The following is a 19816-nucleotide window of genomic DNA, read 5'->3' as shown; positions in this document are numbered from 1 at the left end:
GAGATGATGCATGACCACGCGAGGAGGAGCCCTCCACGCCCCCGCCGATGTAAGCGCCGGTGACCGCGGGCGTCCGCCTGCCCGGCTTCCGCTCGTCGTGTATGTGCTGGCGCTGGGCACGTTCCTGATGGGCACGACCGAGTTCGTGGTGGCGGGCCTGCTGCCGGAGATCGCGGGCGATGTGCAGGTCAGCGTGGCCCGGGCCGGGCTGCTGATCACGGTCTTCGCCATCGGGATGATCGTCGGCGCGCCGCTGATGGCGATGCTGACGCTGCGGCTGCCCCAGCGGCTGACGCTGATCCTCGCCCTGGGCGTTTTCGCGGCCGGACACGTCATCGTCGCGCTCGGCTCCAGCTTCGCCCTGCTGCTGGCCGCACGGTTCTTGACCGCGCTGGCGACCGGGGCGTTCTGGGCGGTGGCCAACGTGGTGGCCACGGGCGCGGCCGGTCCTGCCGCGAGCTCTCGCGCTCTGGGTGTCGTGGGCGCCGGCGCGATGCTCGCCAACGTCGTCGGTGTGCCGCTGGGTGCCTTCGCCGGGCAGCTGATGGGCTGGCGGGGACCGTTCTGGGCCCTGGCCGTCTTCGGAGCGGCCGCCATGGCACTGATCGCCCGCCAGGTTCCGCACGACACCGACGGCGGCCGGACGATCTCCGTTCGCTCGGAGCTGTCCGCTCTGCGCTCGGGACGCCTGTGGCTGGCACTCGCGGCCTGCGCGACCACCACCGGCGGCGTGCTGTCGACGTACACCTACATCTCGCCGCTGCTGACCGACCGGGCCGGTCTGGCCGCCGGCCTGGTGCCACTCGTGCTGGTCGGTTTCGGTATGGGCGCCCTGGCAGGTTTCCTGGTGGGAGGCCGCCAGGGGGACCGTCGTCCGCACGCGACGACGATCGTGGCCCCCGCGGTGACCACGGTCCTGCTGCTGGCGATCTGCCTGCTGTCCACCCACGCTGCGCCCACGGTCGCACTGATCGCCCTGCTGGGACTGTTCGGGCTGGGCGCGAACCCGGTCCTCATCGCCCTGGGAGTGCGCTTCGCAGGGAAAGCGCCCACGTTGGGCTCCGCACTGACCGTGTCGGCGTTCAACCTCGGCACCGCCATCGGCTCCTGGATCGCCGGACTCGCCCTCGAATCCTCCTTGGGCGCTACGGGCCCCGCCGTCATCGGCACCGTCATTGCCGCATCGACCCTCATCCCCACGATCGCCATCGCACTCGTCCAGCGCCGTCGCTCGGCGGCATGAGTCCCACCGACCCGGTAGGTCGCGGTACTGCCGTGCCTTCCGGAACACGAACCGGCGCCGTAGGCGCCTGCCCAACAGAGCAAGGAGAACCACCATGCGTGGAGTAGTGATGTACACGGCCGGTGACGTCCGGGTGGAGGAGCGCGAGGATCCGAAGATCGTCGAGCCCACCGACGCCATCGTGAAGCTGACCGCGACCTGCATCTGCGGTTCCGACCTGTGGCCGTACCGCGGCATCGAGCCCGCCGACCACCAGGTCATGGGTCACGAGTACGTCGGCGTGGTCGAGGAGATCGGCTCCGAGGTCAAGAACGTCAAGGTGGGCGACTTCGTCGTCGGGTCGTTCGTCATCTCCGACAACACCTGCGAGATCTGCCGGGCGGGCTTCCAGTCCAAGTGCGTGCACGCCGAGTTCGTCTCGCAGACGATCGGCACCCAGGCAGAGAAGGCCCGCATCCCGCACGCCGACGGCACCCTCGTCGCCACTCCGGGACAGCCCGACGCCGAGCTGATTCCCTCCCTGCTGGCCGCCTCCGACGTGCTCGGCACCGGCTGGTACGCCGCCGTCGCCGCCGAGGCCGGGCCCGGCAAGACCGTCGCGGTCGTCGGCGACGGCGCGGTCGGTCTGATGGCCGTCCTCGCCGCCAAGCAGCTGGGCGCGGAACGCATCATCGCGATGTCGCGCCACCCCGAGCGGCAGAAGCTGGCCCGCTACTACGGCGCCACCGACATCGTCGAAGAGCGCGGCGAGGAGGGCATCGCGAAGATCAAGGAACTCACGGGCGGGCTCGGTGCGCACTCGGTAGTCGAGGCGGTCGGCACCCAGGAGTCGTTCATGCAGGCCGTCGGCGCCACCCGTGGCGGCGGGCACCTGGGCTACGTGGGCGTGAACTACGACGTGAAGATCCCCGGGATCGAGCTGTTCTTCGCCGGCATCCACACGCTCGGCGGTCCGGCCCCGGTGCGCCGGTTCCTGCCGGACCTGATCCAGCTCATCTGGGACCGCACGATCGACCCCGGCAAGGTCTTCGACCTCACCCTGCCCCTGGAGCAGGCCGCCGAGGGCTACAAGGCGATGGACGAGCGGCGCGCCACCAAGGTGATCCTCACCCTCTGACCTCGCCTCTCACACCCTTCTCCGTCCGCTCCACACCACCGCAGCGGACGGAGCCGACCCGGGGGCCGGCCCCCAGCCGCTCTGTCACCCCCACCGCGCGACATCGCCGCGTGGGGTGGGCGGCGGTGCCTTGTGCACGGCCATCCCGTCTTGCGGCGAAGGCGATCTCACTCAGCCGTGCTCCTGGGCACGGCTGGTCCGTCCACTCAGAAGGTACGTATGTCTGCCGACCCTCTGAATTCGCCATCGAGCTGGCCGTCGAGGACTGCGAGTCGCCGCTGTACGGGGTCAAGGCCGAGGGCATCGTCGTGCGCAACGGGCGACTGCACGTACAGGACAACTCCGCCCGTGGCGAGACCTGTCAGCGGCTGCTGGCCCGCAACAGCCTCACCCACCTCGAAGCCGACGGCTCGTGGTCCGGGCCACAGGATCCCGAGCGGCACTCGTACTACTCCTACGGCGCGGTCTTCACCGAAGTAGGGCAAAGGGCTCGGAGAGATCGTCGAGGTGGGGGTGGCGTCGGCCATTGCCAACGCGGTCTTCAACGCCACCGGCCGCCGTATTCGTGAACTGCCCATCACCGCCGACGCGTTGATCTGATTCCGGCGCCGTCAAGGACCGTCCAGGCCGGCCCGGCCGCCAGCCCCCGTCCGGCTGCCGGGCCCTCCAGGGTCGTCGCCGCTTCCCACTCCCCGGAGGGTGCGGCGGCGGCCCGCCCCACCGTACGAAGAAGCACACGCCGGAGGCAGTCCATGCTCAACATCGCAGACGTACTGCACCGCTGGTGCCGCGCAGCCCGTCCCTTCGCCCTGGCGACGGTCGTCGACGTCAGCGGCAGCGCACCCCTGCCCATCGGTACGTCGGTCGCGGTCGACGAAGAAGGCAACGCGGTCGGCAGCATCTCCGGCGGCTGTGTCGAGGGCGCGGTGTACGAGCTGTGCCATCAGGTGCTCCGCGACCGTGGTGCCGCACAACGCGCCTGGTTCGGCTACTCCGACGACGACGCCTTCGCCGTCGGCCTGACCTGCGGCGGCGAACTCGACGTCCTCATCCAGCGGATCGACCCCACGGAGCAGCCCCACCTGACCGCCGCCTTTGCCGAGGTCGCCGGGGGCCGACCGGCCGCCGTGGCACAGATCGTGGACGGCCCGGACCACCTCCTCGGCGCGACTATGAGCGTCCTCGGTGACGACCGCGTCGCTCACGGGACCATGGACAGCGGACCGGTATACCGGGCGGTGACTGACCAGACGCGTGCCCTGATGCGAATGGGGCGCACCGGACGCGCGGCGGCCGGCGGGGGAGACGACTGTCGCGAACCGCTGTCCGTGCTGGTGCACGTCCGCGCGGCCCGCCCCCGCATGCTGATCTTCGGAGCCGTCGACTTCGCCGCCGCTCTCAGCCAGGCCGGGGCCTTTCTGGGCTTCCGGGTCACCGTGTGCGACGCCCGCCCCGTCTTCGCCACCACGGCCCGCTTTCCGCACGCGGACGAGGTCATCGCCGACTGGCCTCACCGCTACCTGGAACACACCGAGGTGGACGAACGCACCGCCATCTGTGTCCTCACCCACGACGCCAAGTTCGACATCCCCCTGCTGCGCGTGGCCCTCGCCACGCCTGCCGCCTACATCGGTGCGATGGGCTCACGGCGCACCCACCACGAGCGTCTGCACCTACTGATGCAGGCCGGCCTGACCGAGGACCAACTGGCCCGGCTGCGGTCCCCCATCGGCCTCGACCTGGGCGCCCGCACCCCGCAGGAGACAGCCGTCTCCATCACAGCGGAGATCATCGCCCACACCAACCTGGGCACCGGACTGCCCCTGTCGTCGACCAGCGGCCCGATCCACCGGCCGGCCGTGAGAGAACGAGCAGTCATGAAGTGAGCCGGGCATTGGGCGGTCCGTGGCGCTCGACCGGCCAGCGACGGCCGCACGCCCCGGCTACTACTACTTCCTCCGCTCCGAAGCCGCCGGCATTGGGCATGAGTGGCGCCGCGACTTCACCCGTCAGGTCGGCCGCATCGCACCCGGTACGCCAGTACGCGTGCCATCTCCGAGTGGTTGTCTGCTCGGCCGCCGAGGGGCAGGGGTTCATGGCCCCAGTGAGCCTGCTCGGGAGGGGGGTTGAGTTTATGCCCCCCATAGACACGACCTTCCTCATGCGCGACCGAGCCGGTTTCCTGAAGCACCGCAGCTCGACCACGTTCCTCTCCCGTACTGCACGACTTCCCGCTTGAGCTGCCGCGGCGCCCTGTGCGCGGCTGATCCGTCCGTGATGTGAAGGCGTACGTATGTCAAGTGAACTCCCTCAGTCCTCCGTCCCTCCCCCCACCGGAGCCGACGAGCCCTCCTCGGCGCCCACCCGGCGCACCTTTATCGCCACCACCACCGTGGTCGGTGGTGCCGTCGTTGCGGGCGGGGTGATCGGAGGCACCCTGCTCGTCGATGATGAGGTGGCCGCCGCCGAGGCGGCCCCGCCTGAGAGTCGCGTCTCCCTGACGGTCAACGGCACCCGCAGGACCGTGACCGTGGACAACCGCACCTCGTTGCTGGACCTGCTGCGCGAGCACCTCGACCTCACCGGGTTCAAGAAGGGCTGCAACGCGGGCGCTTGCGGGGCGTGCACAGTTTTGGTCGACGGGCGTCGGGTGAACTCCTGCCTGACACTGGCAGTGCGGTTGGAGGGCGCCGAGGTCACCACGATCGAGGGCCTGGCCGAGGGGGATCAACTGCACCCGCTGCAGCAGGCGTTCATCGACGAGGACGCCTTCCAGTGCGGCTACTGCACCCCGGGCCAGATCATGCCGGCGTCGGTTGCATCCAGGAGGGCCACACCGGCTCGCCGGAGGAGATCCGGGAGTGGATGAGCGGCACCCGTGCTGAAGAAGGTGAGCCAGGCATCCGGCGAGTCCACCTTCCTCGCATTCGCCACGGGCACCGACTACCTGTGCGTGGACGCCGTGCAATCCGATCAGCCCCTGCACCTCGCCGTCAGGCCCGGCGAGCGAAAGCCACTGATCGGCGAGGCCCTCGGGCACGCTCTGCTCGCAGCCGACCCCGACCTCGCCCACTTGGTCCGCGCCGATGACCCGGACCGATGGGAGAGTCACGCGCAGGAGATCGCCGACGCCAAGCACCACGGCTTCGCCCTCGACCTGGACAGCCAGCAGGCAGGGATCTCGTGTGTCGCGGTCGCGGTCACCCCCCGCGCCGCGATCGCCGTCGCCGGGCCCACCACCCGCCTCCCGGAATCACGCCTCATCACGATCGGCCAGAAGATCCGCGAGGCACTGGACAAAGTGCGACCGGTCAACCAGGAATGGCTGTGACCACGGACCGCCCGAAGTGCAAAAAGCCGGCCCGTGTGAGAGCGTGCCGGCCTTCTACGACTCTGGCCGGTGGACGCGGGGACCGACCGAAGCCGTCACCGCGGAGACGGCGTCGGTGACCCTGCCGTCGGTGAACTCGACGATCGCGCGGTTCGGAGCGGGGTTGCCCAGGGCGGCGGTGATGAAGGCAGCGAGGTTGTCGCGGCTCGGCAGGCGGGATGGAACTGTTCGACATCCAAGCGGTGGCGGTCGCTGCTGCAGCGGTCGGGGCCACGAGGACTCGCTGTCACAGCGGCCCAAGAGGGTCGGCCCCCTATATCCCCTCACGCGTTTTCATCGCGGGTGTCGCGGTCCGGCGTCCGCGTCCATGCGTCGGACGTGGTTGACGAAGTGCTCCGGAGGCACCAGGGGGGGGTGATGGCCGCAGCCGTGCCATGCCTCGACGGTGACGTGCGGCTGCGACTTGGCCGGCCAGGCCCGGTATTCCGCGCCCGGTTCAGTGCCGTGCAGCGCGAGGTGGGGCGCGCGGATCGCGCTGAGCAACCCGTCGTCCAGTTCCGTGAGTTCGGCCGGTGTCGCCTGCTGGAGATCGTTGTTCCAATTTTTCCAGGACGAGGTCGGGGTCGTAATGGCGGAGGTTGCTGAGACGTGCGGACGCGGAAGCGGCGAGCGCGCCCGCTTCCAGGTCTGCGAACATCGCGTCGAGCGTGTCCGGGAGGGGGCCGCGTGCGCGCCAGTGGCCAACGACATGTTCGCGGTGGCTCATACGTCGTCACACCGCCGTCGACGACCAGGCACGAGCCGTTGATGAACCGTCAGGGCGGCGAGGCGACGAACGCGATGACTCGGGGCAGTTCGACCCGCCCGGCCTGGGAGACGCAGTACGCGGGCCGGCGCTGGATCCCACCGCGGCTGCGGTGGAGGCCGGCGTGGTCGGTGCCATCGAACGCGACGTAGCACAGGGCGGTGAACTGGGCCGCAAGCCGATTGGCAGGAAACGCTGCTTCCTCAGGTGCGGTTGTCGTCGCACACGATCGGATCTGCGCGGTCGGCGGATGCCGGTTCGGCGGGGCGCCCCTCGGTGCGAAGCTCAGATGGCCACCGGAGCGGTGGCCGCGGCATTACCGGAGAGGCCGGCGGCCGGACCGTCGACCGTACGCTGCCGGGACATGAGGAAGGCGAGTACCGCCGCCACGGCGACGGCGCGGGCCCCGACCCAGAGGGCCGGGACGAGCCCGTCCACGAACAGTGAGGCCGATCCGTAGCCGCCCTGGGCGGAGAAGGCGGCGGCCAGTGATGCGACACGGTGGACTGGGCGGCCGCCCCGCCGGCCCTCAGGGAAGCTGGGGGTAGAGCGCCGCGACGCCCCCCGACAGCGCTGCCTGTGCCTGGTGGGCGACGTCGTCCGCGAGGATCTCGTAGGCGCCGGCGGCGATGCCGTCGACGGCGATGCGGGCGATGTCGGCGGGGTCGGACTTGGGCGCGTCGACGGCCCGGGCCATGTCGGTGTCCATGTAGCCGACGTGCAGGCCGGCCACGCGGATGCCCTGGTCGGCGAGTTGCAGGCGCAGGCTGTTGGTGAGTGACCATTGCGCGGACTTGGCGGCGCAGTAGGCGCCGGCCTCCGGGAAGCTGAACCAGGACAGGCCGGAGAGGATGTTCAGGATCGCGCCACCGCCGCCCGCCGCGATCTGGGGTGCGAAGGCCCGGACCACCGAGAGGGTGCCGAAGTAGTGGGTGTCCATCTCCAGGTGGATGTCGTTCAGACCGGCGGCCAGCAGATCGGCCCCGGTGGAGGATCCCGCGTTGTTGATCAGGACGGTCACGTCGCCGGTGGCCTGGGCGGCGGCCGCGACGGAGGCGGGGTCGGTGATGTCGAGCGCGATCGGCTTGGCGCCGGGCAGGTCGACCTGGTCGGGGTTGCGGGCGCCGGCGTAGACCGTGGCGCCGCGGCTGAGCAACTCGGTGGCGAGGGCCCGGCCCAGGCCCCGGTTGGCTCCGGTGACGAGGGCAGTGCTGGTGGAGAGGTCCATGGAAAGCTCCTCGCGATGTCGGAAGGGTGCTGTGCCGGCGCATCGACCGCGCCCGCTGATGGGCTCCCTTGAATAATTGAATTATGACCATAATCCTATAGGTCGGGTGATCGCAAGCGCCGCATGCGATGAGCGTCGAGTTGGCCGGGTGGCGGCGCCGGTCACCGTCGCCGGCTGCTCGGGCACCCCCCGCGACCTAGTCGGAGGAGGGGGTTTGTCGCCGGCGAGGCTGCTCGCAGAGGGTGCACGACCTCGACCCATCCCATGGTCGCCATCGGTCAAGGCTGCACGTGGATCACGTCCACGTCCGGATGCGGGGATGCCGGCGATCGCGATCGGAGATTGTCCTGGGCCGACCATCCTGCTATTGTATTATTATCGTAATTTAAAGGATTCGGGGAGCTGGCCATGACAGCAGACAGACCGCTTGCGCTCGTGACCGGCGCATCCTCAGGTCTCGGCAAGGCGACAGCGCTCGCCGAGGCAGGGTTCGACGTGGTCGGGACGAGTCGCAAGGTGACCGCGGGAGATTCGCGCGGCGGCGTGACGTTCCTGAGTCTCGACGTCACCCGCGATGACTCGGTCGAGAGTGTCGTTCAGCAGGTGATCGAGAAGTTCGGGCGTATCGACGTCCTGGTCAACAACGCCGGGATCGGTGCCAACGGAGCCGCAGAGGAAATCTCCGCAGCCCAGGCACAGCGCATCTTCGAGGTGAACGTCTTCAGCCTGATGCGCATGACCAAGGCCGTCCTGCCGCACATGCGCCGCCAGGGGAGAGGACGCATCATCAACATCTCCTCGGTGATCGGATTCGTGCCCAACCCGTTCATGGCCGTCTACGCCGCGACGAAGCATGCGGTGGAAGGCTACTCGCAGTCCCTGGACCACGAGGTCCGTGAGCAGGGCATTCGAGTCCTGCGCGTCCAGCCGGGGCCCATCAACACCCCGTTCGACGTCAACATGATGCAGGCCGACACCCCCCTGCCGATATACGCGCGCCAACGGGCCGTATTCGATGAGTTGATGGAGGAGCAGATGAGACGTGGCGACGATCCCGCCGTCGTCGCCAAGGTGGTCGTCGCGGCAGCGACCGGCCCGAAGCCGAAGCTGAGCTATCCCGCCGGCTCGATCGCCGCACGCGTGAGCGTGCTGCGGCGCATCGTCCCGGCCCGGGCCTTCGACAAGAGCGTCCGCAAACTCAACCGGATGGCCAGTTGACGGCACGGAGTCGGGAACATGTGCGGATCGGGTCTCTCGGAATACCGGCTTGCCGCGGCCGTGGTGCCCGTTCAGGCGCCTCCGAGGGCAATCGCCGTGCCGCGTGCCGTTCGGAGTCGTTCGACCTGGTCGACTCCGGCTGCTGACAGCGCCCTGTCAGCCGGACCCCCGGCTCTCCGCGGCGGCGAACAGCGCGAACGCCAGCACGACCAGGGCGACGCTCGCGTAGACCTCGTAGCCGTCCAGGAAACCGATCCGCTGGACGAGGCCGACGTGCCAGTCGGTGAGTTCGTGCAGCAGACCCATACCGCCCTGCATCAGGGCGAGAAAGCCGAGCAGTTCCAGCAGTTGCTTCATGGGTAGACCCTCGCCCCGCGGACCCCTCACGCACATCGGCCGCGGGGCGAGCCCCGTACCCCGGAAGCATCGGAGCTACGAGGCCGTCCGCGCCGAAAGTCGTCGGTGCCGCGACTTTGGTCGCCGATCCCCGTCGCGGGGAGGCGCCCTGGACTTCTCACTGCGTAGATTTGTCGACCGTGAGCGGCGATGAGACGGTACCCGGAACCCCGGCCTTCCCCGGCCGGCGCTGGCTGATGCCGTCCGCGGTGATCCACGAGTTCGACTCCGCCGACGCGCGGCCCGGACGGCGGCCCCGGCGTACCGCGCGCGACTGGATCGTCGACTTCTCCTGCTTCCTCCTGGCCGTCCTCATCGGCATGATCGCCGCGGACGCGGTGGGCGACAACCCGCATGTGTCACACACCGCGGCCACCCTCGACCAACTGCTCGGCGCAGTCGCCTGCGCCGCCGTCTGGTTGCGCCGCCGCTGGCCGCTGGGCCTCGCCCTGGGCACCATCCCGCTCGGCCTCCTCTCGGACACCGCCGGCGGCGCCTGCATGATCGCCGTCTTCACCCTCGCCGTACACCGCCCCTTCCGGTACGTCGCCTGGGTGGGCGGCATCAACATCGCCATGATCCCGCTCACCTACCGGCTGCGGCCCGACGCGGACCTGCCCTACCTCGTCTCCGTCGTCCTCACCGTGGTGCTGATCGCCGCGATCGTCGGCTGGGGCCTGCTGGTGCGGGCCAAACGGCAGCTCATGTTCAGCCTGCGGGACCGCGCCCGGCGCGCGGAGACCGAGGCGCGGCTGCGGGCCGAGCAGGCGCAACGGCTCGCCCGTGAGGCCATCGCGCGCGAGATGCACGACGTCCTCGCGCACCGGCTGACCCTGCTCAGCGTCCACGCGGGCGCCCTGGAGTTCCGGCCGGACGCGCCCCAGGAGGAGGTCGCCCGGGCGGCCGGCGTCATCCGCGAGAGCGCGCACGAGGCGCTCCAGGACCTGCGGGAGATCATCGGCGTGCTGCGGGCCGCGGACCACGACGACACGGGCCGCCCCCAGCCGACCCTCGCCGCGCTCGACACCCTGGTCGCCGAGTCCCGCGAGGCCGGCATGAAGGTCGTCCTCGACAGCCGGGTCACCGACCCCGACGCCGTGCCCGCCTCGGTGGGCCGCACCGCCTACCGCATCGCCCAGGAGAGCCTCACCAACGCCCGCAAGCACGCCCCCGGCACGGAGGTCACGGTCACCGTCACCGGCGGTCCGGGCGAAGGCCTCGTCGTGACCGTCCGGAACCCTCCGCCCGACGGTGAGGTGCCGCGGGTCCCCGGCTCCGGCCAGGGCCTGATCGGCCTCACCGAGCGCGCGACGCTCGCCGGGGGGCGGCTGGAGCACGGGGTGGAGAGGGACGGGGCGTTCGGGGTGCGGGCGTGGCTGCCGTGGGGGTGACGGTCCCAGATGTCGTCCGTGGTGTCGTCGACGGTGCCATCAGTGGTGCAACTCGCCCGCCCGCAAGGGTGATTGCGCCCCGCCTCCGCGTGATTACGTAAGGCCCATGACTGTGATCAGAGTGCTCCTCGTCGACGACGACCCCCTCGTGCGGGCCGGCCTGTCCCTGATGATGGGCGGCGCCGAGGACATCGAGATCGTCGGAGAGGCGGCGGACGGCACCGGGGTCGAGGCCGCCGTCGACCGGACCCGCCCCGACGTCGTCCTCATGGACATCAGAATGCCGGCGGTGGACGGCCTCACGGCCACGGAGCGGCTGCGCGCCCGGCCCGACGCCCCGCAGGTCGTCGTCCTGACCACCTTCCACGCCGACGAGCAGGTCCTGCGCGCCCTGCGCGCGGGCGCGGCCGGATTCGTCCTCAAGGACACCCCGCCCGCCGAGATCCTCGCCGCAGTCCGCCGTGTCGCGGCCGGCGATCCCGTGCTGTCGCCGGCCGTCACCCGCCAGCTGATGGAGCACGCGGCCGGCACCGTCGCCGACACCCGACGGGCACGCGCGCGTGAGCGCGTCGCCGCACTCAACGACCGCGAACGCGAGGTGGCCGTCGCCGTCGGCCGGGGACTGTCCAACGCCGAGATCGCCGCCGCCCTCTATATGAGCGTCGCCACCGTCAAGACCCACGTCTCCCGCGTCCTCGCCAAGCTCGACCTCAACAACCGCGTGCAGATCGCGTTGTTGGCGTACGACGCGGGACTGCTGGAACAGTCCGCGGAATCCGAGCGGGACGGGCACTAGGCGCGGGCGTCGGGCGTTGACGGTGTGAAGGGGGAGCTCATGACCGAAGCAGTGATCGATCTGGGGGAGCACGGCGACGCGTTCCGTGTCGATCCGCACCCCGTGTACGCCGAGTTGCGCGGACTCGGCCCCGTCCACCGGGTGCGACCGCCCGGCTCCGAAGCCGACTACTCGACCTGGCTCGTCGTCGGGCACGAGGAGGCGCGCGCGGCCCTCGCCGACCCGAGGCTGTCCAAGGACGGCCGCAGGATCGGCATGGTGTTCGACGACGAGGCGCTGATCGGCCGCCACTTGCTCAGCAGTGACCCGCCCGAGCACACCCGGCTGCGCGGCCTGGTCTCCCGCGCCTTCACCATGCGCCGCATCGAGCAACTGAGCCCCAGGATCCAGCAGATCACCGACGACCTCCTCGAGGCGATGCTGCCGCACGGCCGCGCCGACCTGATGCGGTACCTCGCCTACCCGCTGCCGATCACCGTGATCTGCGAGCTCCTCGGCGTACCCGAGATGGACCGCACCGAGTTCCGGAAGCTGTCCACGGAGGTCGTGTCACCCACCAGCGCGGAGAGCGCGTACGACGCCGTCGCGCGCCTCGGCGAGTACCTGACGGAGCTCATCGAGGACAAGCGGTGCGCCGGACCCAGCGACGACCTGCTCGGCGACCTCATCCGCACCACCGCCGAGGACGGTGACCGGCTCTCCCCCTCGGAACTGCGCGGCATGGCCTTCCTGCTGCTGATCGCGGGCCACGAGACCACGGTCAACATCACCAACGGCGTGCACGCCCTGCTCACCCACCCGGACCAACTCGCCGCACTGCGCGCCGACATGAGCCTCGTCGACGGCGTGGTCGAGGAGACGCTGCGCTATGAGGGCCCGGTGGAGAACGCGAGGTTCCGGTACGCCGCCGAGCCCCTGGAGATAGCGGGACGGGCCATCGCCAAGGGCGACCCGGTGATGATCTGTCTGAGCGCGGCCGACCGCGACAACTCCCGCTCCCCGGCGCCGGACCGCTTCGACATCCGCCGCGACCCCCGCGGCCACCTCGCGTTCGGCCACGGCATCCACTACTGCCTGGGCGCCCCGCTGGCCCGCCTGGAGGCCCGTACGGCGATCGGGACCCTGCTGGACCGCGCCCCCGCCCTCGCCCTCGACGGACCGGCGGGGGAGTGGCTGCCGGGGATGCTGATCAGGGGGGTACGGAGCCTGCCGGTGCGGTGGTAGTCGGCCCGGCCGGGGTGAGGTCGGCAGGGCATCGTGGGATGCGCTCGGGTGGGTGTCACGGGGCGTGGTCCGGGCCGTGTCGGGTTGCGGTGGTGGGCGGCTCGGCCGGGGATGCGGTCAGCGGGGCGTCGTGGGATGCGGTCCCCTGGGCCCGACAGGGGGCGATCCGGTGGGCGTGAAGGACGGGCCCCGTGGACGCGACAGGCTCACACCCCGGCCCCGATGGGCGTCAAGGGGCGCTGCCCGGGTTGCCACAGGTTCAGAACGCGGACGCGCTCGCGCCTCCCAGGATCTCCGCCAGCCGCACGGCCCTGCGCTCGCGCCGGGACACCTCGCACGCCTCGGCGACCCTTAGCGCCTGCAACGCCTCGCGCCCGTCGCAGGGGTTCGCTCTCTCACCCCGCACCACCTCGATGAACGCGTCCAGTTCCGCCTCGTAGGCCGGTCCGAACCGCTCCATGAACCCCGTCCACGGCTTGTCCGCTGCGGGCGGCCCGGTGGGTTCCGTGGACGCGATCGGCGTGCGGTCGTCCAGGCCCACCACGACCTGGTCCAGCTCCCCGGCGAGCTCCATGCGCACGTCGTACCCGGCCCCGTTCAGCCGCGTGGCCGTGGCCGTCGCGAGCGTCCCGTCGTCGAGGGTGAGCACGGCCGCCGCGGTGTCGACGTCCCCCGCGGCCCGGAACATCGGCGGACCGGCGTCGGAGCCCGCCGCGTACACGTCGATGATCTCGTGCCCGGTGACCCAGCGCAGGATGTCGAAGTCGTGGATCAGGGTGTCCCGGTACAGGCCCCCGGACAGCGGCAGCCACTCCGCCGGCGGCGGCGCCTGGTCGGAGGTGAGCGCCCGCACGGTGTGCAGCCGCCCGAGCCGTCCCGAGCGCACCGCCTCCCGCGCACCGGTGTAACCCGCGTCGAAGCGGCGCTGGAAGCCCATCTGGAGAATCGTCCCGGCGGTCTCCACCTCGGCGATGGCCTGCAGCGTGCCGGGCAGGTCGAGCGCGATGGGTTTCTCGCAGAACACGGGCAGCCCCGAGCGTGCCGCCCGGCCGATCAGTTCGGCGTGGGCGGAGGTCGCCGTGGTGATGACCACCGCGTCCACGCCCCATTTGAAGATCTCGTCGACGCCGGGGGCAGCGGTCTCCCCCAGGCGGTGCGCGAGCTCCTGGGCCCGCGCGCCGTCCGCGTCCGTGAGGATTAAGGAACCGACCTCCCGATGGCGGCTGAGCGTGTTCGCATGAATGGTGCCGATGCGGCCCGTCCCTATGACCCCGATGCGCATGTGAACAAAGTGTGGTCGCGAACCCCGTGCTGTCAATGCGTATGTCCGGACAATCTGACTACACGACTTCCCGTCAACAGCGCACGGAGCTACGCTCGGGCCCGTGCCGAAACCAGGAGTGGACCCGACCGTGACGCTCGAGCTCAGTGTGGACCGCAGCAGCCCGGTGCCTTTGTACTTCCAGCTGTCCCAGCAGCTGGAGGCCGCGATCGAGCACGGCACGCTCACCCCCGGCAGCCTGCTGGGCAACGAGATCGAGCTCGCCGCCCGGCTCGGCCTGTCCCGGCCCACCGTCCGCCAGGCCATCCAGTCGCTCGTCGACAAGGGCCTGCTCGTGCGCCGCCGCGGAGTCGGCACCCAGGTCGTGCACAGCCAGGTCAAGCGCCCCTTGGAGCTCAGCAGCCTCTACGACGACCTGGAGGCGGCCGGCCAGCGCCCCGCGACCAAGGTCCTCGTCAACAGCCTCGTCTCCGCCACCGCCGAGATCGCCGCCGCGCTCGGCGTCACCGAGGGCAGCGAGGTGCACCAGGTGGAACGTCTGCGCCTGTCCCACGGCGAGCCGATGGCGTACCTCTGCAACTACCTCCCCCCGGCCCTCCTCGACCTGGACACCGCCCAGCTGGAGGCCACCGGCCTGTACCGCATGATGCGCGCGGCGGGCATCACCCTGCACAGCGCCCGCCAGTCCATCGGCGCGAGAGCGGCCACGGCGGCGGAGGCGGAACGTCTGGCCGAGGAGGCGGGCGCCCCCCTGCTCACCATGCAACGCGTCACTTTCGACGACACCGGCCGAGCGGTGGAGTACGGCACGCATACGTACAGGCCGACGCGCTATTCGTTCGAGTTCCAGCTACTGGTACGCCCCTGAGGGACGCGGGGCCGTATCGGAGTCCCGCGCGCTCCTCCCTGCCGCCCTGTACGGCACCCGGCCCGGCGGTGAGGCAGAATCAGGGCCGATGAGCACCTACGGCAACTTCACCGCCCCCATAGGCTCCCGCCGCGCCCCCGCCCTGCGGACCGTCGGCACGAGGGAACGCCGCTCACACCTGACCGCACCGCGCGTGCCGACGGTGGGCATCGACATCGGCGGCACCAAGGTCATGGCGGGTGTCGTCGACGCCGACGGCAACATCCTGGAGAAGGTCCGCACCGAGACACCGGACAAGTCCAAGAGCCCCAAGGTCGTCGAGGACACCATCGTCGAACTGGTCCTGGACCTGTCCGACCGCCACGACGTGCACGCGGTGGGCATCGGCGCGGCCGGCTGGGTCGACGCCGACCGCAACCGCGTCCTGTTCGCCCCCCACCTGTCCTGGCGCAACGAACCGCTGCGGGACCGCATCGCCGGCCGCCTCGCGGTCCCCGTCCTGGTGGACAACGACGCCAACACCGCCGCCTGGGCCGAGTGGCGCTTCGGCGCGGGGCGTGGTGAGGACCACCTCGTCATGATCACGCTCGGCACCGGCATCGGCGGCGCGATCCTGGAGGACGGCCAGGTCAAGCGCGGCAAGTACGGCGTCGCCGGCGAGTTCGGGCACATGCAGGTCGTCCCCGGCGGACACCGCTGCCCGTGCGGCAACCGCGGCTGCTGGGAGCAGTACAGCTCCGGCAACGCGCTGGTCAGGGAGGCCAGGGAGCTGGCCGCGGCCGACTCCCCGGTGGCGTACGGGATCATCGAGCACGTCAAGGGCAACATCGGCGACATCACCGGCCCGATGATCACCGAGCTGGCCCGCGACGGCGACGCGATGTGCATCGAGCTGCTCCAGGACATCGGCCAGTGGCTCGGTGTCGGCATCGCCAACCTCGCCGCCGCCCTCGACCCGTCCTGCTTCGTCATCGGCGGCGGCGTCAGCGCGGCCGACGACCTGCTGATCGGCCCCGCGCGGGACGCCTTCAAGCGCCAGCTCACCGGCCGCGGCTACCGCCCCGAGGCCCGCATCGCCCGCGCCCAGCTCGGCCCCGAGGCCGGCATGGTCGGCGCCGCGGACCTCGCCCGCCTGGTCGCCCGTCGTTTCCGGCGCGCCAACCGGCGCCGGGTTGAGCGGCACGAGCGCTACGAACGGTACGTGGAGGCCCGCCGTACGTCCCGGGACACCGCATGACGGCATCCCTGCCGCACCAGGCCTCGGCGCCTCCCGACGAACCGGAGCGTCCCCCCGAGGACCGCCGCCACATGATCCGCCGCAGGGCGATCACGCTGCTCATCATCGGTCTGCTCATCGGCGTCCCGGCCGGCTATCTGGTGATCTCCGCCAACCAGAGCCGCGACAGCGGCAAGGACAAGGAGGCGAAGTACTCCGCGACGGGCCTCACGCCCGACTGGCCGTCCAAGGTCCAGCGCCGCCTCTACCAGGTGCCGGTCCCGCACCCCGCCGACCTGGTCGCCTCCTACGAGACCAACAACTGGAAGACCAGCCGTCTCTACGTCCAGTTCCGGACGACCGACGCCGGCCTGGACGCCTTCCTCACCGCCATGGGCGTCAGCCGCGCCGAGCTGAAGAAGGGCGACATCTCCATCAGCGAGCGCGACCAGAAGGTCAGCGGCTGGAAGTTCGACGGCCCGCGCTCCTGGTGGGGCCTGACCCACCCGCAGAAGGACCCGGCGCCCACCCAGGACGTCATGGTCAACCTCACCGTGCCGAACGCCCCGAAGGTGTACGTCGTCTCGCGCACGGTTCCCTGACGCGGCCGCCGGAGCCGATTGTCAGACCCCGCCCGTAGAGTCGAAGACGAGTGATCCGACGTGCGGGCGGGAGGTGACAGGACGTATGAGCGACAGGACCGTGGTGGCCGAGCGCAGGGGTGAGCGGCAGGACGCGGCCGTCCCCGTCCGGCTCGCCGCCGTCTTCCTGCCCGCGCCCCTTCCCCGAGAGGGCCGGATCGCGTTCTGGGACCCCGCGGGCGAGCCACTGCCGGCCGAGAGCCCCGACGCCGACGCCACGTCCCCCGAGCGCACCGAACTCACCGTCGTACGACCGCACGGAGCCGCGGTCCGGCGCCGGACCGCTCCCGCCCTCTCGCTCCCCGTCGGTGAGGCCCTGCCGCTGCTCGTCCGGGCCCGGCGTGATCCCGCCGCCCACCCCGCCACCGCCTGCTGGGGCGCGGCGGCCCTGCACGCGCTGCGGCTCACCGCCCGCGGCCGTCTCCTGCCCGGACTCACTCCCACCGGCCACGACGCCTGGCGGGCCGGCCCCCTGGACCCGGACGACATCGCCCACCTCCGCGCGGTCGCGGCCGCCCTGCCCCCCGAGGGCCACGCGGTCCCGCTGCCGGGCCCCGGCCCGCTCCGGCTGCCGGAACCCGAAGCCCTGATGCGGTCCTTCCTGGACGCGGTCGCCGACACCCTGCCCCGCACCCCCGCGGCCCCCTATGCCTCCGGCAAGCCCTTCGCGGCCCGCGCCCCGCAGCGGCTGCCGCACGCCCAGGACTGGGCCGCCGAAGTCGCCGCCGGCATGGACGCGGGCGTGCGGATCTCCCTGCGCCTGGACCTGTCGGCGGACAACCTGTTCGACGCCGACGCCGGGGGTGTGCGCAGTGCGGGCGCCGCGATCGTCCAGGTGCACAGCCTCGCCGACCCGACCCTGGTGACCGACGCGGCGGCCCTGTGGGCGGGGGACGCCGACGCCGTCTTCGGGCCACGCGCACGCGTGGACGCGGCCCTCGCCGTGCGCCGCGCCGCACGGGTCTGGCCGCCCCTGGACCGGCTCTCCGAGCAGGACGTACCCGATGTGCTGGCCCTGTCCGACGAGGAGTTGGGCGACCTGCTCGGCGTGGCCGCGACCCGGCTCGCCGCGGCGGGAGTGGCGGTGCACTGGCCGCGGGACCTGGCGCAGGACCTCACCGCGGCGGCGGTCGTACGGTCCGCCCCGGGCTCGGCGACCGACGGCACCGGCTTCTTCGACAGCGAGGAACTCCTCCAGTTCCGCTGGCAGTTGGCGCTCGGCGGCGACCCGCTCAGCGAGGCCGAGATGGACACCCTGGCCGAGGCCCACCGCCCCGTCGTACGCCTCAGGGACCAGTGGGTGCTGGTGGACCCCGCCCTCGTCCGCAAGGCCCGCAAGCGCGAACTGGGCCTGCTCGACCCGGTCGACGCGCTCTCCGTGGCCCTGACCGGCAGCGCGGAGGTCGACGGTGAGACCGTGGAGGCGGTCCCGGTCGGCGCGCTCGCCGCCCTGCGCGACCGCCTGACGAGCGGAGTGCAGCCCGCCGAACCGCCCGCGGGCCTGCACGCCACCCTCCGCGACTACCAACTCCGCGGCCTGGCCTGGCTGGACCTCATGACCTCCCTCGGCCTCGGCGGCTGCCTCGCCGACGACATGGGACTCGGCAAGACGATCACCGTCATCGCCCTGCACCTGCGTCGCGCGCGCCGGGAGCCGACCCTCGTCGTCTGCCCCGCCTCGCTCCTGGGCAACTGGCAGCGCGAGATCACCCGGTTCGCGCCCGGCGTCCCCGTCCGCCGCTTCCACGGCACGGACCGCAGCCTGGACGGCCTCGACGGCGGCTTCGTCCTCACCACGTACGGCACCATGCGCGCGGCGGCGACGAGGCTGGCCGAACAGCGCTGGGGCATGGTCGTCGCGGACGAGGCCCAGCACGTGAAGAACCCGTACTCGGCGACCGCGAAGGCCCTGCGCACGATTCCGTCGCCCGCGCGCGTGGCCCTGACCGGCACACCGGTCGAGAACAACCTCTCGGAGCTCTGGGCCCTGCTGGACTGGACCACCCCCGGGCTCCTCGGCCCTCTGAAGTCCTTCCGTGCCCGGCACGCGCGCGCGGTGGAGAACGGCGAGGACCAGGAGGCGGTGACCAGGCTGGCCAGGCTCGTGCGGCCCTTCCTCCTGCGCCGCAAGAAGTCCGACCCGGGCATCGTCCCCGAGCTGCCGCCCAAGACGGAGACGGACCATCCCGTCCCGCTCACCCGCGAGCAGGCCTCGCTGTACGAGGCGGTGGTGCGCGAGTCACTGCTGGCGATCGAGACGGCACAGGGCATCGCGCGCAGGGGCCTGGTGCTGAAGTTGCTCGGCGCGCTGAAGCAGATCTGCGACCATCCCGCGCTGTACCTGAAGGAGGAGGTCCCGCCGACGGCCGGAGAGCGCCTGGTCGCCCGCTCCGGCAAACTCGCCCTGCTGGACGAGCTGTTGGACACCCTGCTGGCGGAGGACGGCTCGGCCATCGTCTTCACCCAGTACGTGGGCATGGCCCGCCTCATCACCGCCCACCTCGCCGCCCGCGCGATCCCGGTGGACATGCTGCACGGGGGCACGCCGGTACCGGAGCGGGAACGCATGGTGGACCGTTTCCAGAGCGGCTCGATCCCGGTCCTGGTGCTGTCGCTGAAGGCGGCGGGCACCGGCCTCAACCTCACCCGCGCGGGCCATGTCGTCCACTTCGACCGCTGGTGGAACCCGGCCGTCGAGGAACAGGCCACCGACCGCGCCTACCGCATCGGCCAGACCCAGCCCGTCCAGGTCCACCGCCTCATCACCGAGGGCACCGTGGAGGACCGCATCGCCGAGATGCTCGAATCCAAGCGCGCCCTCGCCGACGCGATCCTCGGCTCCGGTGAGTCCGCCCTCACCGAACTCACCGACCGCGAACTGACCGACCTGGTCTCCCTCAGGAGGTCGTCATGACCCCGGGCCCCGCCGACGAGGCCCGCCGAGCCCTGCGGGCGGCACGGGAGCGGGCCACGGGGGCGAGCGGCGGGGACGCGCGGGTGGACAACTCGGCGGAGGCGGGGGCGGGGGGCCGCACGGCTGAGGCCGGTGGTGGCCCGGGG

General features: G+C 71.4%; 16 protein-coding genes and 2 pseudogenes. 14 read left to right on the top strand and 4 right to left on the bottom strand.

Going from position 1 to position 19816, the window contains the following annotated elements; all coding sequences use genetic code 11:
* The first annotated feature begins 10 nt into the window (after nucleotides 1-10).
* From ACGFWE_RS07825 to ACGFWE_RS07800, 6 genes and pseudogenes are all read left to right on the top strand, one after another.
* The gene (locus ACGFWE_RS07825) at nucleotides 11-1243 is read left to right on the top strand and encodes an MFS transporter (protein ID WP_393598608.1); all 1233 of its coding nucleotides are present in this window, start codon (nucleotides 11-13) and stop codon (nucleotides 1241-1243) included.
* A 94-nt stretch (nucleotides 1244-1337) separates the two neighbouring features.
* The gene (locus tag ACGFWE_RS07820; protein WP_393598606.1) at nucleotides 1338-2360 is read left to right on the top strand and encodes a zinc-dependent alcohol dehydrogenase family protein; all 1023 of its coding nucleotides are present in this window, start codon (nucleotides 1338-1340) and stop codon (nucleotides 2358-2360) included.
* 242 nt (nucleotides 2361-2602) lie between these two features.
* Nucleotides 2603-2960: pseudogene (locus tag ACGFWE_RS07815) on the top strand (hypothetical protein); the annotation flags it as partial.
* A gap of 152 nt (nucleotides 2961-3112) precedes the next feature.
* On the top strand, nucleotides 3113-4246 hold the full coding sequence (locus ACGFWE_RS07810; protein ID WP_393598605.1) for an XdhC family protein: 1134 nt from the start codon (nucleotides 3113-3115) through the stop codon (nucleotides 4244-4246).
* A 407-nt stretch (nucleotides 4247-4653) separates the two neighbouring features.
* Nucleotides 4654-5234: pseudogene (locus tag ACGFWE_RS07805) on the top strand ((2Fe-2S)-binding protein); the annotation flags it as partial.
* Nucleotides 5235-5238: 4 nt separating this feature from the next.
* Complete coding sequence (locus tag ACGFWE_RS07800) at nucleotides 5239-5691, top strand: IclR family transcriptional regulator C-terminal domain-containing protein (RefSeq protein WP_393598603.1); 453 nt, start codon at nucleotides 5239-5241, stop codon at nucleotides 5689-5691.
* A 1090-nt stretch (nucleotides 5692-6781) separates the two neighbouring features.
* On the opposite strand, the gene ACGFWE_RS07795 is transcribed toward ACGFWE_RS07800, so the two are convergent.
* Together ACGFWE_RS07795 and ACGFWE_RS07790 are read right to left on the bottom strand one after the other, a co-directional pair.
* On the bottom strand, nucleotides 6782-6934 hold the full coding sequence (locus tag ACGFWE_RS07795; protein WP_393598602.1) for a hypothetical protein: 153 nt from the start codon (nucleotides 6932-6934) through the stop codon (nucleotides 6782-6784).
* A 91-nt stretch (nucleotides 6935-7025) separates the two neighbouring features.
* Nucleotides 7026-7724 carry an SDR family oxidoreductase gene (locus tag ACGFWE_RS07790; protein ID WP_393598600.1) on the bottom strand — a complete coding sequence of 233 codons (699 nt, stop codon included), beginning with the start codon at nucleotides 7722-7724 and terminating at the stop codon, nucleotides 7026-7028.
* A 408-nt stretch (nucleotides 7725-8132) separates the two neighbouring features.
* Here ACGFWE_RS07790 and ACGFWE_RS07785 point away from each other — a divergent pair, with 408 nt between their 5' ends.
* The gene (locus ACGFWE_RS07785) at nucleotides 8133-8942 is read left to right on the top strand and encodes an oxidoreductase (RefSeq protein ID WP_393598599.1); all 810 of its coding nucleotides are present in this window, start codon (nucleotides 8133-8135) and stop codon (nucleotides 8940-8942) included.
* Nucleotides 8943-9098: 156 nt separating this feature from the next.
* Here the strand turns inward: ACGFWE_RS07785 and ACGFWE_RS07780 are convergent, their stop codons facing one another.
* The gene (locus ACGFWE_RS07780; RefSeq protein ID WP_352381508.1) at nucleotides 9099-9299 is read right to left on the bottom strand and encodes a hypothetical protein; all 201 of its coding nucleotides are present in this window, start codon (nucleotides 9297-9299) and stop codon (nucleotides 9099-9101) included.
* A 170-nt stretch (nucleotides 9300-9469) separates the two neighbouring features.
* Here ACGFWE_RS07780 and ACGFWE_RS07775 point away from each other — a divergent pair, with 170 nt between their 5' ends.
* The 3 genes from ACGFWE_RS07775 to ACGFWE_RS07765 all read left to right on the top strand — a co-directional run bounded on the left by ACGFWE_RS07775 (nucleotide 9470) and on the right by ACGFWE_RS07765 (nucleotide 12749).
* Entirely contained in the window at nucleotides 9470-10729 is a 1260-nt protein-coding gene (locus ACGFWE_RS07775; protein ID WP_352381507.1) for a histidine kinase, read from the top strand.
* A 106-nt stretch (nucleotides 10730-10835) separates the two neighbouring features.
* Complete coding sequence (locus tag ACGFWE_RS07770) at nucleotides 10836-11525, top strand: response regulator (RefSeq protein ID WP_393598597.1); 690 nt, start codon at nucleotides 10836-10838, stop codon at nucleotides 11523-11525.
* A 39-nt stretch (nucleotides 11526-11564) separates the two neighbouring features.
* Nucleotides 11565-12749, top strand: coding sequence for a cytochrome P450 (locus ACGFWE_RS07765; RefSeq protein ID WP_393598596.1), 1185 nt, complete (start codon nucleotides 11565-11567; stop codon nucleotides 12747-12749).
* A gap of 259 nt (nucleotides 12750-13008) precedes the next feature.
* Here ACGFWE_RS07765 and ACGFWE_RS07760 read toward each other — a convergent pair whose 3' ends face one another.
* Nucleotides 13009-14031: a Gfo/Idh/MocA family oxidoreductase gene (locus ACGFWE_RS07760; RefSeq protein WP_352381503.1), complete on the bottom strand. Its 1023-nt coding sequence runs from the start codon at nucleotides 14029-14031 to the stop codon at nucleotides 13009-13011.
* Between the two features lie 130 nt (nucleotides 14032-14161).
* Here ACGFWE_RS07760 and ACGFWE_RS07755 point away from each other — a divergent pair, with 130 nt between their 5' ends.
* From ACGFWE_RS07755 to ACGFWE_RS07740, 4 genes are all read left to right on the top strand, one after another.
* Nucleotides 14162-14899, top strand: coding sequence for a GntR family transcriptional regulator (locus ACGFWE_RS07755; RefSeq protein ID WP_352382521.1), 738 nt, complete (start codon nucleotides 14162-14164; stop codon nucleotides 14897-14899).
* A gap of 88 nt (nucleotides 14900-14987) precedes the next feature.
* A complete protein-coding gene (locus tag ACGFWE_RS07750; RefSeq protein WP_352381501.1) occupies nucleotides 14988-16136 on the top strand; it encodes an ROK family glucokinase in 1149 nt (382 codons plus the stop codon).
* Entirely contained in the window at nucleotides 16133-16717 is a 585-nt protein-coding gene (locus ACGFWE_RS07745; protein ID WP_352381499.1) for a sugar kinase, read from the top strand. Before ACGFWE_RS07750 ends, ACGFWE_RS07745 begins: the two co-directional genes overlap by 4 nt.
* Before the next feature lie 85 nt (nucleotides 16718-16802).
* Nucleotides 16803-19670, top strand: a complete 2868-nt coding sequence (locus ACGFWE_RS07740) for an SNF2-related protein (RefSeq protein ID WP_393598593.1) — start codon at nucleotides 16803-16805, stop codon at nucleotides 19668-19670.
* The last annotated feature ends 146 nt before the right edge of the window (nucleotides 19671-19816 follow it).

The sequence above is a fragment of the Streptomyces sp. NPDC048523 genome (assembly GCF_043199815.1).
Classification (GTDB): domain Bacteria; phylum Actinomycetota; class Actinomycetes; order Streptomycetales; family Streptomycetaceae; genus Streptomyces.
This window is presented reverse-complemented; position numbering and strand designations above follow the sequence as displayed.

Coding starts and splice junctions, on each gene's coding strand:
- ACGFWE_RS07825 (WP_393598608.1), top strand. CDS start 11: ATGACCACGCGAGGAGGAGCCCTCCACGCCCCCGCCGATGTAAGCGCC.
- ACGFWE_RS07820 (WP_393598606.1), top strand. CDS start 1,338: ATGCGTGGAGTAGTGATGTACACGGCCGGTGACGTCCGGGTGGAGGAG.
- ACGFWE_RS07810 (WP_393598605.1), top strand. CDS start 3,113: ATGCTCAACATCGCAGACGTACTGCACCGCTGGTGCCGCGCAGCCCGT.
- ACGFWE_RS07790 (WP_393598600.1), bottom strand. CDS start 7,724: ATGGACCTCTCCACCAGCACTGCCCTCGTCACCGGAGCCAACCGGGGC.
- ACGFWE_RS07785 (WP_393598599.1), top strand. CDS start 8,133: ATGACAGCAGACAGACCGCTTGCGCTCGTGACCGGCGCATCCTCAGGT.
- ACGFWE_RS07780 (WP_352381508.1), bottom strand. CDS start 9,299: ATGAAGCAACTGCTGGAACTGCTCGGCTTTCTCGCCCTGATGCAGGGC.
- ACGFWE_RS07770 (WP_393598597.1), top strand. CDS start 10,836: ATGACTGTGATCAGAGTGCTCCTCGTCGACGACGACCCCCTCGTGCGG.
- ACGFWE_RS07765 (WP_393598596.1), top strand. CDS start 11,565: ATGACCGAAGCAGTGATCGATCTGGGGGAGCACGGCGACGCGTTCCGT.
- ACGFWE_RS07760 (WP_352381503.1), bottom strand. CDS start 14,031: ATGCGCATCGGGGTCATAGGGACGGGCCGCATCGGCACCATTCATGCG.
- ACGFWE_RS07750 (WP_352381501.1), top strand. CDS start 14,988: ATGAGCACCTACGGCAACTTCACCGCCCCCATAGGCTCCCGCCGCGCC.
- ACGFWE_RS07745 (WP_352381499.1), top strand. CDS start 16,133: ATGACGGCATCCCTGCCGCACCAGGCCTCGGCGCCTCCCGACGAACCG.
- ACGFWE_RS07740 (WP_393598593.1), top strand. CDS start 16,803: ATGAGCGACAGGACCGTGGTGGCCGAGCGCAGGGGTGAGCGGCAGGAC.